This window comes from Bradyrhizobium sp. PMVTL-01, from assembly GCF_051861855.1.
In the GTDB taxonomy this organism is placed as follows: domain Bacteria; phylum Pseudomonadota; class Alphaproteobacteria; order Rhizobiales; family Xanthobacteraceae; genus Bradyrhizobium.
Map to the genome: position 1 here is coordinate 98,590 of NZ_CP193983.1, position 14,728 is coordinate 113,317.

General features: G+C 60.0%; 18 protein-coding genes. 11 read left to right on the forward strand and 7 right to left on the reverse strand.

Annotated features, from left to right (window positions below; all coding sequences use genetic code 11):
• The first annotated feature begins 50 nt into the window (after window positions 1-50).
• From groL to ACRQ5Q_RS41420, 5 genes are all read left to right on the forward strand, one after another.
• A complete protein-coding gene (groL, locus tag ACRQ5Q_RS41400) occupies window positions 51-1,673 on the forward strand; it encodes a chaperonin GroEL (RefSeq protein ID WP_439400072.1) in 1,623 nt (540 codons plus the stop codon).
• Window positions 1,674-1,745: 72 nt separating this feature from the next.
• Window positions 1,746-1,964, forward strand: coding sequence for a ChaB family protein (locus ACRQ5Q_RS41405; RefSeq protein WP_439400073.1), 219 nt, complete (start codon window positions 1,746-1,748; stop codon window positions 1,962-1,964).
• 239 nt (window positions 1,965-2,203) lie between these two features.
• Window positions 2,204-2,725: an Hsp20/alpha crystallin family protein gene (locus ACRQ5Q_RS41410; protein ID WP_439400509.1), complete on the forward strand. Its 522-nt coding sequence runs from the start codon at window positions 2,204-2,206 to the stop codon at window positions 2,723-2,725.
• A 102-nt stretch (window positions 2,726-2,827) separates the two neighbouring features.
• Complete coding sequence (locus ACRQ5Q_RS41415; protein WP_439400074.1) at window positions 2,828-3,061, forward strand: CBS domain-containing protein; 234 nt, start codon at window positions 2,828-2,830, stop codon at window positions 3,059-3,061.
• Window positions 3,058-3,201, forward strand: coding sequence for a BON domain-containing protein (locus ACRQ5Q_RS41420; protein WP_439400075.1), 144 nt, complete (start codon window positions 3,058-3,060; stop codon window positions 3,199-3,201). The genes ACRQ5Q_RS41415 and ACRQ5Q_RS41420 overlap by 4 nt, the downstream gene beginning before the upstream one ends.
• Before the next feature lie 310 nt (window positions 3,202-3,511).
• On the opposite strand, the gene ACRQ5Q_RS41425 is transcribed toward ACRQ5Q_RS41420, so the two are convergent.
• Window positions 3,512-4,261, reverse strand: coding sequence for a trypsin-like peptidase domain-containing protein (locus ACRQ5Q_RS41425; RefSeq protein ID WP_439400076.1), 750 nt, complete (start codon window positions 4,259-4,261; stop codon window positions 3,512-3,514).
• Window positions 4,262-4,478: 217 nt separating this feature from the next.
• Here ACRQ5Q_RS41425 and ACRQ5Q_RS41430 point away from each other — a divergent pair, with 217 nt between their 5' ends.
• On the forward strand, window positions 4,479-4,691 hold the full coding sequence (locus ACRQ5Q_RS41430) for a hypothetical protein (RefSeq protein ID WP_439400077.1): 213 nt from the start codon (window positions 4,479-4,481) through the stop codon (window positions 4,689-4,691).
• A gap of 106 nt (window positions 4,692-4,797) precedes the next feature.
• Here ACRQ5Q_RS41430 and ACRQ5Q_RS41435 read toward each other — a convergent pair whose 3' ends face one another.
• Window positions 4,798-5,223 (reverse strand): DUF6064 family protein, encoded by a 426-nt coding sequence (locus ACRQ5Q_RS41435; RefSeq protein ID WP_439400078.1) that lies wholly within the window; start codon window positions 5,221-5,223, stop codon window positions 4,798-4,800.
• 489 nt (window positions 5,224-5,712) lie between these two features.
• On the opposite strand from ACRQ5Q_RS41435, the gene ACRQ5Q_RS41440 reads away from it, so the two are divergent.
• Genes ACRQ5Q_RS41440 through ACRQ5Q_RS41450 form a run of 3 tightly spaced genes read left to right on the forward strand, consistent with a single transcriptional unit; the run spans window position 5,713 to window position 9,754 of the window.
• Window positions 5,713-7,245, forward strand: coding sequence for a thymidine phosphorylase family protein (locus ACRQ5Q_RS41440; RefSeq protein WP_439400079.1), 1,533 nt, complete (start codon window positions 5,713-5,715; stop codon window positions 7,243-7,245).
• The gene (locus tag ACRQ5Q_RS41445; RefSeq protein WP_439400080.1) at window positions 7,242-8,162 is read left to right on the forward strand and encodes a ribose-phosphate pyrophosphokinase; all 921 of its coding nucleotides are present in this window, start codon (window positions 7,242-7,244) and stop codon (window positions 8,160-8,162) included. The genes ACRQ5Q_RS41440 and ACRQ5Q_RS41445 overlap by 4 nt, the downstream gene beginning before the upstream one ends.
• The gene (locus tag ACRQ5Q_RS41450; protein ID WP_439400081.1) at window positions 8,159-9,754 is read left to right on the forward strand and encodes an MBL fold metallo-hydrolase RNA specificity domain-containing protein; all 1,596 of its coding nucleotides are present in this window, start codon (window positions 8,159-8,161) and stop codon (window positions 9,752-9,754) included. The genes ACRQ5Q_RS41445 and ACRQ5Q_RS41450 overlap by 4 nt, the downstream gene beginning before the upstream one ends.
• A 29-nt stretch (window positions 9,755-9,783) precedes the next feature.
• Here ACRQ5Q_RS41450 and opgC read toward each other — a convergent pair whose 3' ends face one another.
• The 5 genes from opgC to ACRQ5Q_RS41475 all read right to left on the reverse strand — a co-directional run bounded on the left by opgC (window position 9,784) and on the right by ACRQ5Q_RS41475 (window position 12,561).
• Window positions 9,784-10,422, reverse strand: coding sequence for an OpgC domain-containing protein (gene opgC / locus ACRQ5Q_RS41455; RefSeq protein ID WP_439400082.1), 639 nt, complete (start codon window positions 10,420-10,422; stop codon window positions 9,784-9,786).
• Window positions 10,367-10,513 (reverse strand): hypothetical protein, encoded by a 147-nt coding sequence (locus tag ACRQ5Q_RS41460; RefSeq protein WP_439400541.1) that lies wholly within the window; start codon window positions 10,511-10,513, stop codon window positions 10,367-10,369. The genes opgC and ACRQ5Q_RS41460 overlap by 56 nt, the downstream gene beginning before the upstream one ends.
• Window positions 10,514-10,589: 76 nt before the next feature.
• Window positions 10,590-11,060 carry a CBS domain-containing protein gene (locus ACRQ5Q_RS41465; RefSeq protein ID WP_439400083.1) on the reverse strand — a complete coding sequence of 157 codons (471 nt, stop codon included), beginning with the start codon at window positions 11,058-11,060 and terminating at the stop codon, window positions 10,590-10,592.
• A gap of 82 nt (window positions 11,061-11,142) precedes the next feature.
• Window positions 11,143-11,964, reverse strand: a complete 822-nt coding sequence (locus ACRQ5Q_RS41470) for a universal stress protein (RefSeq protein WP_439400084.1) — start codon at window positions 11,962-11,964, stop codon at window positions 11,143-11,145.
• Between the two features lie 150 nt (window positions 11,965-12,114).
• Window positions 12,115-12,561 (reverse strand): baeRF12 domain-containing protein, encoded by a 447-nt coding sequence (locus tag ACRQ5Q_RS41475; RefSeq protein WP_439400510.1) that lies wholly within the window; start codon window positions 12,559-12,561, stop codon window positions 12,115-12,117.
• A 135-nt stretch (window positions 12,562-12,696) separates the two neighbouring features.
• Here ACRQ5Q_RS41475 and ACRQ5Q_RS41480 point away from each other — a divergent pair, with 135 nt between their 5' ends.
• Window positions 12,697-13,383 carry a CBS domain-containing protein gene (locus tag ACRQ5Q_RS41480; RefSeq protein WP_439400085.1) on the forward strand — a complete coding sequence of 229 codons (687 nt, stop codon included), beginning with the start codon at window positions 12,697-12,699 and terminating at the stop codon, window positions 13,381-13,383.
• Between the two features lie 415 nt (window positions 13,384-13,798).
• Complete coding sequence (locus ACRQ5Q_RS41485; protein WP_439400086.1) at window positions 13,799-14,257, forward strand: hypothetical protein; 459 nt, start codon at window positions 13,799-13,801, stop codon at window positions 14,255-14,257.
• The last annotated feature ends 471 nt before the right edge of the window (window positions 14,258-14,728 follow it).

Sequence of the window (14,728 nt, forward strand, 5' to 3'; positions counted from 1 at the left end):
AGCTGGTGCCCAGCCCGCATTGGCAACGGCAGCAAACCTGAGGCATTCAAATGGCGCACAAGCAAGTCCTGTTTCACTCAGCGGCGCGTGAAAAAGTCTTGCGCGGCGCATCGCTGCTCGCAGACGCCGTGCGCGTCACTCTGGGCCCGAAGTCAAAATCCGTTCTGATACAGAAGTCGTGGGGGATGCCCATTGTTTGCAACGATGGCGTTACCATTGCGAAGGAATTCGACCTAAAGGACGCGGAAGAGAACCTTGGTGCTCAGGTGCTGCGGCAGGCAGCCGAGAAGACTGGCGACGTCGTCGGCGACGGCACCAGCACTTCGACCATCCTCGCTCACGCCATCCTTTCGGACGGGGTTCGTAACGTCGTTGCCGGCGCGAGCGCGATCGACCTGAAGCGCGGCCTCGATCGCGGGACGCAGGCCGCCATCTCCGCTTTGCACGCCATGGCGAAGCCGGTGAAGACCAGGGCGGAAAAGGTACAGGTCGCCACGATTTCAGCGCACAACGACCTTTCCATCGGCGAACTGGTGGCAGATGCTATCGAGAAGGTCGGCGGCGAAGGCGTGATATCGGTCGAGGAATCCAAAACCACCGAGACCCTTCTGGACGTCGTCGAAGGAATGAAATTCGATCGCGGCTTCCTGTCGCCCTATTTCGTTACGGATGCTGACCGGATGGAAGCAGTACTGCAGGACCCCTACGTGCTGCTATGCGATCATAAGATTGGCGCTCTACGGGATCTGGTTTCTCTGCTCGAGCAGGTCGCAAAAAGCGGCCGCCCGCTTCTGATCATCGCCGAGGATATCGAGGGAGAAGCCCTGGCCACTCTCATCGTCAATCAACTTCGCGGCGTGCTTAAAGCCTGCGCCGTCAAGGCCCCCGGCTTCGGCGATCGACGCAAGGCCATGCTGGAGGACATTGCAATACTCACGGGAGCGCAGGTGATCTCGGAAGAGATCGGCCTGAAGCTGGAAAGCGCCACTCTGCAACACCTCGGTCGCGCCGCGCGCGTAGTCGCCGACAAGGAGAGTACCACGCTGATCGGCAGCGGTGGCGATCGCGGCCGGATCGACGCTCGGCTGGCGCAAATTCGGGTCGAGATCGAAAAGACGACCAGCGACTACGATCGCGAGAAGCTCGAGGAACGCCTCGCCAGGCTGTCGGGCGGCATCGCCGTGATCCGGGTGGGAGCACCGACCGAAGCCGAGATGAAAGCGAAGAAGGAAGCGCTGGATGATGCCATCAGCTCGACGAAGGCTGCGGTCGCGGAAGGCATTGTGCCGGGCGGCGGTCTTGCACTGCTTCGGGCTGTCGCGGCTGTGGCCAAAGAAGAGGCCGCTTGCGAGGGCGACGAACGAACGGGCGTACAGATCCTGAGGCGCGCGCTCGAAGCCCCAGCCCGGCAGATCGCCGAAAATTCCGCGGCCGACGGTGGCGTCGTGGTTGCACGAATGGTCGACAGCGAAGGCAATTTTGGCTTCGATGCGGCCCGGAAGGTCTATGTCGACCTCGTGGAGGCGGGCATCGTCGACCCGGTGAAGGTCGTGCGGACCGCGCTTGAAAACGCGGTTTCGGTCGCAAGCGTGCTTCTTCTGACGGAGGCGACAATGACGGAAGTCTCTGAGCCAAAGCGCGACGGGATGCGCGAGCCCGACATGGCGATGTAGCTGCAGAGCCGCGAACTCCAGGAGCCCATCGCCAATCTCGGGCCCGGGGAGATCCTGGCACAGGAAGCAGGGATGCCTTATCGGTCAAACGAAGACCTTCCCTCGGGCGTACGACACCACTTGCCGCCTCATGCCCTGAACATCTACCGGGAAGCCTTCAACCACTCCTATATCTCGTATCTCGGGGACCAACGGCGGGAAGAGATCGCAAATCGAACGGCTTGGGCGGCCGTGAAGCGCTCCTACGTGAAACTTGGGGACCGTTGGGTGCCAAGAGAAACGGAAGCATAGCCGATGTGCGCCCGACGTCGAGCAGCGTCTGTCTTCCTGCCTCATTTGCCCGGATGAGCTCTGGTCAACGAGCTCGCACCGCATCGGACAGGCACACACTCGCACCCCTTTTCATCGCCTCCCAGATCAGAAGAGCTGCGAGACATCCTTTTCGAGTTGAGCGAAATCAAGCCCGGCTCGATGGCCAAGACTATTCTTCCCGGCGACCGAGACGGTCAGACCTCGAAGGAGACATGATCATGGTAACCGAGACAAAATTGCCCGTCACAAAATCGTCCACTACGCCCGCGACCGCTGCTGAGACGTGGCGGCCGTTTCAAGCATTGAGAAACGAAATCGACCAGATCTTCGACGATTTCGGCAGCGGCTTCTGGAATCGACCATTCCGATCGCTCGCGCGGATCGAACGCGAGCTTTCCAAGTCGATCTCTGCGCCGGCCGTCGACGTCGCCGAAAGCGACAAGGCGTACGAAATCACGGCTGAGCTGCCTGGCCTCGACGAAAAGAACATTAACATCACGGTCGCAAACGGCGCCCTTACTATCAAGGGCGAGAAGCGAGAAGAGACCGAGGAAAAGAAAAAGGACTACCACGTCTCCGAGCGCCGCTACGGCACTTTCGAGCGCTATTTTACCCTGCCGGACGGCGTCAACGCCGACAAGATCGAGGCCACCTTCAAGAACGGCGTGCTCAAGGTCACGCTCCCGAAGACGGAAGAAGCGCAAAAGCCAGCCAAGACGATCAACGTGAAAGCGGCCTGACGACCTTCGCCGGCGGGACGCTGCAGTAGTCGTAGCCTCCCGCCGACGCAGGACCCAAACTCCCACTCTGTTCTCCGACGGCACATAATGCACGCAATTCATATGCTTCGGATGCATATCGGCGGGCTCCCTGTCATCGACGATGCTGGCAGTCTCGTCGGCGCCGTCTCGGAGAGCGATTTTCTCCGCCGCAGCGAGATCGGAACTGGCGGCCGCCACGCGGCTTGGTTGACCTTCTTTATGGGACCACGGCGGGCGGCCGCGGAGTTCATTCACGAGCGCGCCGGAAACGTCGAGGACGTCATGACGCGGGAGGTCACCACGGCCTCATCATGACCGATGAGGCGCGGCGAGCGACGATCATCGCCGCCGAGAACACCAATGGCGTCAAGGAAGTTCACGATCATCTCTGGTGCGTTGATACCTACTCCGGTTATTATGTGGAGTCCCCGCAAGATATGAAGGCGGCGGGCTGAGAATCCGCAGATCGGGGCAATCATGCTTGGACGGGATGGTCCCATAATAATTGTCATCGCAAAGCGCCGCTCACGGCGCTGTTCGTTGCGCGCGACGCGTTGAACTTCGACTTAATTCAGACCTTGGTTGCGATACTCCTCGTCACGGCCCTGGTCGGGTTGATCGCCGACCTACTCCGGACGCAAACGCGCTCTTCACTGAATGCATTGGCTTCATGGTGCCCTTCAGCGCGATTGCGACGGGCCCAAGAAACAGCAGCAACTCTTCGACGTGACGGCTCTCGCGATGATTCTGAGAAGCACTCACTTCCTATTGGGCAGCCACAAAGAGCCTTTCGACTGCTTCCACCGGTGCCGCAAAAGCAAAGCCGCCTCTTCGCGCGACGATCACTCCGATCATCCTACCCTCTAGATTCACCAACGCGCCTCCCGAGCTCCCCTGGTCCACGAGTACATCTGATTGAACCAGATCGCCATTGGCGATGCCTGGACACGACCGATGCAACGCTGAAACGATCCCTGATGTCACGCTCTGCCCCCAATTCTGGGGATTCGCAACGGCCAAGACCGGCTCTCCGACGTCAAGTGCGCCGGGTTTCTCCAGAGTCAGCGCGTGAAGGTCATCGGCTTCTATCCGGAGCAGCGCAACGTCATCTCGCTCGGATCGGACCAGCACGGCTGCGCTCAGCGCTCGCCCATCCCAGAGCAGCGCTTTAACGACCGTCGCGTTTGCAACCAGGTGATTTGCGGTGACGATCAGGCCCGCCAAGGCATCCACGATGACGCCGGCTCCCTGCCATTCTCGAAGCAAGGGAGGATCTGGAACTCCAGCTTCCGGATCGAATATGCGCGGCTCTGACGGCACGCCCCAGCCGCGTATCCCTACCACAGCCGGAGAGATGCGTTTTACGAGGGGAGCAAGGCTTGTCATCGAGGACGTCTCGCGTTGTTCTCTGTAGAGATCGTCGCCCGAACAGGCCCCGGATCCGACGGCAAACGCCAGATCCCACACGGAGAAGCTTATCCACCTTAGATATCGGCAAAACGTGCTGCGTGACATAGGATACCGCCCCAGTGATCAGAGGACCGACGCTGAAGAGCCTACTGATCTGGGATCGGATGCAATTTGAGGTGCCTCAAGCTCAGCCTCAGCCGTGCCCCCTCCTTTCCTGGCCTATGGATACTTCCTTAGGTGAAGCTCCCACATTTTTGCCGCCGGGCCGATGGCCTAGAACGATTTCGCCCAGCACGCATTTGGCTCGACGAAGGGGCCCGCAATGAATCACTCGATTTACACCGCGGATAAGGCAACGCACCTGAAGGTGGTTGTGTCTGTGGTGCTCACCAGCATCGCCATCGTGGCGATCACACTGACCGCCCGGCTGACCCATCCGGAAAGAGACGTGAAGGTGACGACCCATACTGTCTACGAACCTCGATCAAACCATGCTCTTATGGAGATCGTGCCACGTGAGAGGGATCCGATTTAGATCGCCTCGGGATCCTGAGATGACTAGAGACGCAATGAAGGCGCTGATGATGTTGGCGGAGCTTGAGGCAGGCCAGGGAGGGGCACTGAAGCAAGATTGCAGAACCCTACCCCTCGCCGAGAGGAGGCTGACGCCAGATTCTGGTCGCGGCCAGCGAGCAAAACGGCTGATACGATTCCCTCACGAGCAGCACCCAGTCCTGCGACACATGCAGCAGGATTGCCGCGCTGCCGCGGATGAGCGACCAGAGGATAGGAATAATCAGCAGCAGGTGGGGAATCGGCCGTATTGTGAGCAGCAACATCCCGAACGTGAAGATCGTGACGGGGCATGGCGTTACACCGAACGCAGGCAGTTCCGCAAGGTCATGACCGGCCGCCACTCCAAGAAGCCAGTAGATGGCAGCCGCATAGAGAACGAATGCAATGCCAATCCACGCGGCCGAACCGTTGCTCCGGCCGAAAGTCATTCGACCCTGTATGTTACCAACGTATCCAAACCCTGCAAACAGCGCACCGAATGCATAGGCCATTTGTTGGTGGGCGCGAAAACAACAAATGGTAGATGAGCCACGCCCACATCGCGGCAAGAACACCGGCGATGATCTCATCGGATCGCTTGCACCTGCCGAATACTAGTGCGAACGCCAGGCCCCCCATCATCAAAGCAACGATCTGTGCCGGCTAGATCGCTCTGTTATAGCTTGCGAAGACCCCGAAAAATTGCTCGACAGAAAAGGGCAACGTAATCGCTGCTCCGCCTCCGATCTAACGTTAGCTGCTTCCGATGCCTATCATTTGACACGGATCAAGTCGACGAACTGTTGAAGGAGTCCGCCAGCCCCACTCTACCTGCCGCGTACCCGGAGACATTACGAGCGCATCTGTCTCGCTCAGGCAGCCGCATCGCCTGCACCCCACGACCTCTCTGTGCTTGAGGACCGGCGGCGGGTTGATCTGTCGCAAATCGGGCTCGTCGGCCAGGCCTATCCTCGCTTCGCCGCGACAAAGAAGCTTCATCGATGAACGCCATTCCACCCGGCCGCGCCCAGCTCAGATCCCGCCGTGTCAATCTCGACACCGGCCGGGAAAACGTCGTTGTAATCTCCCGTCGCTCAACCGCGCTGCGGCCGGACCTTTTTCGAGGATTTTCGAGAGTCGAGCTGCGCAGCGGCTCGAAGACGCAGCTGGCGACGGTCCTCCTCACCGATGACGACAGCCTGGTCGGACCCAACGAGCTTGGCATGGCTGAGCCCGCCTTTCGCCGCTTTGGTCAGCCGGCAGGCAGCTACATTGCAGTCACCCCTGCTCCATCGCCAGCAAGTCTGGACGCGGTTCGCTCCAAGATTCAGGGCAAGACGCTCGAGGCTTCCGAGATCGGCGCCGTCATCGACGATCTCGTGCATTATCGCTATTCCGATATGGAAATCGCCGCGTTCCTCGTGAGCTCCGCCAATTTCATGACATCCGGCGAATTGATCGCTCTTACGGAGGCCATGGCGAGAGCGGGAACGCAGCTCAGATGGAATGCCAGGACCGTCGTCGACAAGCATTGCATTGGCGGCATTCCTGGCAATCGCACGTCCATGATCGTGGTCCCGATTGTAGCCGCGCACGGGCTTACGATCCCGAAGACGTCGTCGCGCGCGATCACGTCGCCTGCCGGAACGGCCGACGCCATGGAGGTGCTGGCCCGGGTCGACCTCAGCGTCGAAGCGATGAAGGAAGTCGTCGCCTCCTGCAACGGCTGCCTTGCCTGGGGCGGGCATGTCAATCTGTCGCCGGCAGATGACATCCTGATCGGCGTCGAGCGACCGCTGGCGCTGGATACGCACGAACAGATGGTTGCATCCATTATGTCGAAGAAGCTGGCCGCCGGCTCGACGCATCTTCTTATCGACCTTCCGGTGGGACCCAACGCCAAGCTTACGACTGCATCCCAGACTATGCGACTCCGCAAGCTGTTTCAGTTTGTCGGCGACCGTTTTGGCCTCGAGGTGGAGGTCGTGACCACCGATGGACGGCAGCCCATCGGCAGCGGTATCGGCCCGGCGCTTGAGGCACAGGACGTGATGGCAGTGCTCGCCAATGAGCCCCAGGCCCCGCGCGATCTTCGTGAGAAGTCGTTGCGGCTTGCCGCCCACCTTCTGGAACACGACCCAGACTTGCGCGGAGGCACTGGCTATGCACGCGCAAGCGAGCTCCTGGAGAGCGGGGCGGCGCTTCGACAGATGGTGAAGATAATCGAGGCTCAGGGCCCGGCGCCTTCCGCCACCGAAATCGGCAGCCTTGCCCTCGACATTCCCGCCGCAAGCGATGGTGTCATCTCCGCGATCGATTGCTTGCGCCTCAACCGGCTGGCGCGGACGGCAGGTGCCCCGCTCGACAAGGGTGCTGGCATCAAGTTGTTCAAGAAGATTGGCAATCGGGTCGCGCAAGGAGAGCCGCTCTTTCGTATTCACGCGTTCGAACCATCGGGGTTTGACCTTGCCGTCGGCATGGCCCAGCTGGACTCTGCTTACCGGATCGAACCGCAAGCCGGGGCAACACCATGATCCGGAGTGCGGTTCAATGGCTGCCCACTTCCACCCATTTCGGGCCTCGGCTTGCTGAAACTCTGGGTATTGTCGGCCATGAAATCATCTTGCATCGATTTCCCGATGGGGAGCTGCGGGTAACGGTAGGCCCAGCGGCAACCATCACGATAGTCTGTTGCTCGCTCAATCAACCCAATGAAAAGCTGATTGCGCTGTTGTTTGCTGCAGAGGCCTTGCGGCGCGAAGGAGCCAAGCGTCTCGTGCTCGTTTCGCCATATCTCGGCTACATGCGCCAGGACACAGCGTTCCATCCGGGTGAGGCGATTAGTCAGCGCGCAATCGGTACCCTTCTGACGAACACCTTCGATTGCGTCATCACGTTTGATGCACATCTCCATCGGACGCCGAACCTCGCCGGCGTCTTTCCTGGCATTGAAGCGCACAACCTGTCGGCGGCTCCTGCGATCGAAGCTGTGCTTCGTGCCGAGACAGTAGCGCCCACGACCGTCGTGGTCGGTCCCGATGAGGAATCGCGATCTTGGGTGGCCGACATCGCCGGCCGTCTCGGACTTGCATACAGCGTGGCGCGAAAAGTACGCCGGAGTGATCAGTCGGTGCAGATCGCCTTCGCAGACGCGCCACTGTTCGCCGGGCGTCCCGTCCTCTTCATCGACGACATCGTGTCGTCTGGTGGGACGCTTACCGCCTGTGCGGAAGCTCTGGCCGCGTCAGGAGCCTCTTCTATCGAGGCCATCATCGTTCACGCACTATTTCCACCGGCGCTTATGACAGAGTTCGGTCGCGCCGGCATTCGGTCCGTCCGATCCACCAACAGCGTGCCACATCCAACCAATGCCATCCGCCTCGACGATCTTCTCGCCCGCGCGTTACGGCGGGAAGTTGTTGGCATGCCGGAGACTGCGAGCCCCCCGTGAGCGTCACCATCCAGTTTTGCGGCGCCGCCCGCACCGTTACCGGCTCCTGCTATCTCTTTGTTACGCCGAAAGGACAATTCCTGGTCGATTGCGGGTTGTTTCAGGGACCGAAAACGTTGAAAGCGCTCAACTACGGTGCATTCCCGTTCCGCCCGGCGGATGTCGATGCCGTTTTGCTGACGCATGCCCACATCGACCACAGCGGGCTCCTGCCGAGGCTCAAGCATGAGGGCTTTTCGGGCCCGATCCTGGCGACGCGCGGCACGATGGACCTCTGCTCCTACATGCTTCCCGACGCAGGCAACATCCAGGAAACGGAGGTTGCCGCCCTGAACCGCCGAAACGCCGCGCGAGGGCGGGCCGCGGTCACGCCCATCTACACGCAGGCCGATGCGATTGCGACACTCGATGCCTTCCGGCCGGTCGAATACCAAACGTGGTACACGGTGGTGCCGGGCGTACGCGCCTGCTATTGGAATGCCGGCCATTTACTCGGCTCGGCTTCGATCGAGCTGGAATTCGCTGATCAAGGCAGAAACGGTGGGCCGTTGCGTGTCTTGATGTCGGGTGACATCGGCCCAGACGCCAAACTGCTGGAGCCGGATCCGGAGTCACCGACCGGCCTCGATTACGTATTTTGCGAGTCGACCTACGGCGATAGCGATCGCCCGTCCACAACTCACGCACTGCGCCGCGCGCATCTCGCCCAGGAGGTGTGCGATGCCGCCAGCGGACGCGGCGCACTGCTAATCCCCGCTTTTGCGGTAGAACGGACCCAGGAGCTGATCGTCGATCTGGCCGACTTGATGGCGCGCAGTGAGATTCCGACAGCACCGATCTTCCTCGATTCGCCGTTGGCGATCCGTGCGACGGAAGTGTTCCGGAATCACGCGGCCAGTCTCGATCCGAGCGTCGGTCTGGACCGGCTTCTGACTTCCAGTCAGTTGCACTTCACGGAAACCGTTGACGAGAGCAAGTCCATCGCCAGGCTCTCCGGCTTTCACATCATCATCGCCGCAAGCGGAATGTGCGACGCCGGCCGCATCCGCCATCATCTGAAGCGATGGTTGTGGCGCAGGGAGTGCACGGTCTTGCTTGTGGGATTCCAGGCTCAAGGGACCCTAGGCCGCTTCCTGCGAGATGGCGCGAAAGCGGTGAGGATTCAGGGCGAAGAGATCAAAGTCGCTGCGAGGATTCGATATATCGACGAATACTCCGGGCATGCCGACGGTCCGGAACTCGCGCGCTGGATTGCCGCTCGGCGCCCCATTCAACGTGGTCTGTTCATCGTGCATGGAGAAGAGCATGCGCTCGGAGGCCTTCTGCACCGGGTCGCCGAGCGGACCGTGCCAACCGCGCAGATTTTCACGCCTATGCTGGACGACGTCTACGAATTATCGACAGCCGCACCGACACCGATCGACGTTGCTCGCCGCCGCAGGCTCGCTCCCAATGCAGTCGTCAACCTCGATTGGCACAATGATATGTCAAAACTGCTTCTCGATATCAATGACCAGATCGAAGCGGCCGCAGACGATCGATCACGGGGCGTGATCATCCGAAAATTGCGCAGAGCGCTTGAAGGCATGTGAACGATCCGAAATGTCGACGATTTATTTGATCAAAGTCGCTTATTCGCAGCGCGAAGGCCAGCGAACCCGATCAGCAAGGTCGCAAAGACGGTAAGAAGAGCGATGCCCGTGCCGCTGACGATGACTTGAGCGAGCACGCCGTCAGATACGGTTCTCAGAACGGTATATGCCGCAAGAGACAACAAGACCCCCACGCAGTAGATCTCAAGCGAAATCTCTCCGCAACGAACGGCTCCCAGCAGCGCGCTCGACCGTGGAGCGGCCCAATGCGCCGGGACGAGATTGGTGATACAAATCGAAAGCGCAAGGAAATGCAGAAGTCGCAGCGGGTCAAGATCCGGCTTGTTTATCAGGTAGAGCAAGCCTTTCGGGAATTGCGGAACTGCGAGCTCAAGCGCCGGACTGATCCAACTCATTGCAACAGCAAGCGACCAAATCAGGTATACGGCCGACAATGCGAACACCGGACGTGACGTCACGAGTGGCAATAACCGCCAACGCCCCACCACCACCACAATCCACCGAGCGTGACGAGAAACTGCCAGGTACGAAGGTCGGCAGCACATCCGTATTGACGGGGCGGTATTGCAGGATCGCAGCACGCGAGAGCGCTTAGCCCGGCTGCTGCAGGACGATCGCCACATTTGCGCCGTCCGCGAGATCGGCATCCATTGAATGAACGGCCGCGACCAGAAATAGCGTCAACAGCAGAAACGCCGAATACATCTCCGAACCAGAGTGCAATGCCTCTGCAGGCATCGAGCCGAATGGCTCGGTCTGGTATATTATCGAGTGGGTCCATCGCGATTGTTCGGAATATCTCCGCCCGCTAATCCTATTCCCGTAAGGCTTGGCCAGGCTCCCTAAGACAGCTCTCCAGCGCTGTGAGCACCTGCATTCGCCCGACGATACCAACGACCTTTCTCTTGCGGAGCACCGGCACCTGCGAGATCTGGTAGACATCCATTTCCTTGACGACCGCATGGATTGTGGCATTCTCGTCGACGCAAACGGGATGACGGCTCATGACTGCTTCGACCCGCAGTCCTCTGGTTCGCTCACGAGCGAGCTCGCCTTCCTGCTTTCCCAGTAGCCATTCGAGCCAACACCCCTCGGGATAGTCGACGCCCAGCTCGTGACGATGGAGGAAATCGCCTTCGGCAATGATGCCGACAAGCGCCCCTGCATTATCGAGGACCGGCAGGCCGCGTTGATTGGTCTCGAGCAGGAGGTGGAGTGCCTCCAGCAGCGGCGCTTCCGGCTTCACAGTTGCGAACGACCTCCGCATGATATCTGACGCCCGCATTTCTTTTCTCCCATCGGAATCGCGAGTCGGGCCTTCTCGATTGCAGCGTCGAACCGCCGTCGTCGAGACCGAGCGTCGCGGCCTAGTGGACCATCAGCAGGCAGACTCGCGCCTGCTGCAGAAGGCTACTCGTCATGCCGCCGAACATCCATTCGCCCAACCGGCTATGTCCATAACCTCCTGCAACGATGAGGTCGGCGCCCACCTCCGCCGCCAGGCGAATGAGATAGCCAGCATCTGGCTCTGCTGTATGCACACGAACTTCGTGTTCGCAGCTCACTCCGTGTTTCTTGAGATAACCCGCCACATCCCGCACCCGGCTATGCGCCGCATCCTGCTCCTCAGATGTGCATATTTCGGTGATTGCGACCCTCGACGCCCTCCTAAGGAACGGCAACGCTTCACGAACGGCGAGACGCGCCTCCCGGGTATCCTTCCAGCCAATCACGATTCGATCGCCGGCTAGTTGCGTGACACTGTCCGGCACCAAAAGCGTTGGACGGCCCATTCGCAGCATGGCGCCGGCGGGATCGAGATGCCGGGTGTAATTGACGTTAGGCTTCTTACGCCTGATCACGATAAGGTCAGCAGCCCTGGCCTGCTCCACCAGGAACTCGGTCGGAGGCGCGATCGCCGAGCGCCACTCCACCTTCTCACTCGGCAGGCGGACGATCCGCCTGAACCATGCTTCCTTTTCTGAAAGCATCGCCCGCATTCGATCGAGATCCTCGGCCGTTGTCTGCTCGATGATAACGCCCTCGGCAACGAACGGGGGCTCTACTGCGACGGCTGAGACACCAACCAGGGACGCTCCAAACCCTCCTGCGATGCCTTCAGCGACAGCAATCTGTCCCTCTTCCTGCTGCTTTGGGTCGACGTACACCATGACGCTCGCAAGAGACATGTACATGCTCCAATACCTGATGCGATGGCCGTTTATCCTGCATCCGGCTGTTTTCAGACTTGACGCACATCAAGCGGGATATTCCCGTCTGTCCTCGAATCGCTTCTGGTCGGAGGCGAGTCTCGGACAGGTTGCTCCAGACGGTCCGCCCTACTCGTCCAGCACATGCTTTTCGATGTCGCGGACCGGGTGCCTGGTGAGGTCCTTGGCAAGCTCCGCCACGATCCGTCGCCTTACATCGGGATGAAAATCCGACCGAAGCGCCGCCAGAGTGCGCGGCGGTGCGACGATGATCAGCGCCGTCGACGGCTCGCCGCGCACCATGCGCTCCACGGCAACCGCCACTTGCTTCACAAAGCGGCGCTCCTCGAGCTCATGCCAATCGGTCGCCTCCACGGCGCTTCTCTGCCCGCTATGCGAGGCTTTGCTCACCCGGCCAGGCCGATCGCTTCCTTGGTCATGGGCAGTCGGGTTCTGATCCTCGAAGGCGGCCTCTACCTTCAAATGCGGGAACTTCTCGTCGCCTTCGTTCCGGAAGAATAGCGCCTTTCGCCCATCACCGACGAACACCACAGCACGATGCGGTATCTTGGTCATGCGAATGTCCTCCCTCGAAGGTCGAACATTCTGACCGCTCAGCAGGCCTGTCGCTTGATCCCGATCAATCTCGACGGCCCCCAATCCGGCAAGATGCAGACAAATCGAAGCTGAGCGATTAATACGGAGGATGCCATGCAGGCAAGAGACGTGATGGTTTCCCCCGTCATAACTGTCGATGCAAGCGCCACGATCCGCGAGGTCGCGCAACTCCTGCTTGCTCGACGCATCAGCGCGGTGCCTGTCGTCAATGCCGACAACAAGATCCTCGGGATTGTGACCGAAGGCGATCTGATCCACCGAGCCGAAGCCGGCACCGAACGCCCCTACTCCTGGTGGCTGCGTCTTTTGACCGGCGACGCTCAACTGGCCACCGACTATGTCAAATCGCACGCGGTCAAGGTCGAGGACGTCATGACGCGCGACGTCGTAACCGCGGCGCCGGAGACGCCGCTGCACGAGATCGCAATGCAGCTTGAGGCCAATCAAATCAAACGTGTGCCAATCGTCAACCAGTACGGCCAGCTTATCGGAATCGTCAGTCGGCCCAACCTGCTTCAGGCGATCGCAAGCGCTAGGCCGAAGCTCGAGGTGTCACTTTCCGATGCATCCATCAGGACGAGGTTCCTCGAGGAGCTCAAGAAGCAGTCTTGGGCGCATACGTCGAACCTGAACGCAACGGTACGGAATGGAGTCGTCGACCTCTGGGGCTTCGCACCATCCGTGGCCGAACGAACAGCCATCCGCGTAGCAGCCGAAGCTATTCCTGGCGTCGTGACAGTGAATGATCACCTGCTTGAGACACCGGTCTTTGTGTATTGACGCGAGGCGGAACTCACGATTGGCGTAAGGAGGTATGCACGGCACATTTTGTCGTCCGCTCTATCAAAGATATAGTCGGCGACCAAGGCCAATTTTGCGAAGCGTGCCAGCGCACCATCGACCTCGATGCGCGGGACGAGACGGAAGCGGCTTACCTAGCGAAGCCAAAGTTCTGCGAGGGGCGCGCAATTCGGCACCGGTCACTTCATGCCGATCGAATCGACGTGGAGCCGGCCGACTTTCCGCCTTAAGCGGATTGGCGACGTGCCGTGGCGGTCCATACGAGTGTCGTGCGCCGCGACGATCTACTCGCTGCTCGCCACGGATCCTATAGTCGCGGCTCCCGCTTCTCAGCAATCGACGCGACGCTCTTGCGAAACTGTATGGCGGTGTCCGCGGAACTTGCAACGCATTGATGACTGCGAGCGAAATTTCGCAGCCGACCGAGCGCCGCATCGTTCAATCCGAACAGGCGCTCGTAGTCACGGCGGCTAATCTGAACGAGCGCTCCGTCCTGCAGCTCTTGCAACCTCGCCTCCAAGTCGGGCAAGGTAAATTTAGAACGCATGGTCATATCCTCCGTGTTTCGTTGCGCGCCGTGCACGATCAGCTGACCTGGACTGGGACTGTGCGAAGTTTATTTCCCGACAAACCGGCTCCCATTCCACCGAAGCAAGCTGCTGTTACCTTTTGCATCGACGACTTCAAGGACGGCCCGATCGTGAAGAGACGACAACCGAACGTCGCGGGCATGAACAGAAAGCACACGGCGATACCGGCCCATGGTGGAGACGTAGACTTCGTGCAGGCATCCAGCGGCACCGCAGTAAGCCGTCTTATTGCGGCAGCGAAAATCGTCGAAATGGAGAGCTAAGAACTGCGCGCTCGGAACCGTGAGGTAGAGAGCGAACCGCTGGGCCGCGGCTACCGAGCCTCCGCACCTGGCATCCCATTTTCGTACGTCCGCCCGAACTTCAGGAGGCAGCATTTGAAGGTGCGCAGGATTCCAAGGGTCCTGCGCCGTCCCGCTATGTGAGAGCGCCGGCTGCCGAAGCCCGAACAATGCAATAAGGGCGCCTGCAATGACCGCGATTTTGTTTGGCTTCACTGGCCACAACTCCTCAGGACATAAAGTCTAACCTCTCGCACGGCGAACGGATTGAGCGAGATCAAGAGAGAGCTGTTGGCGACCCATTTGGCGTTGGAGCATCCGACTGCATTCCCTTCCCCGAGCGGTCAGTGGATCGTGGTCAGTTGATGCAAATCAACCCATCAAGGCTCTGATGGAGTAAGCAAAATCCGCAATCACGGGATGCTTCGGCTGCCCGGCGACAGAGGACATCCG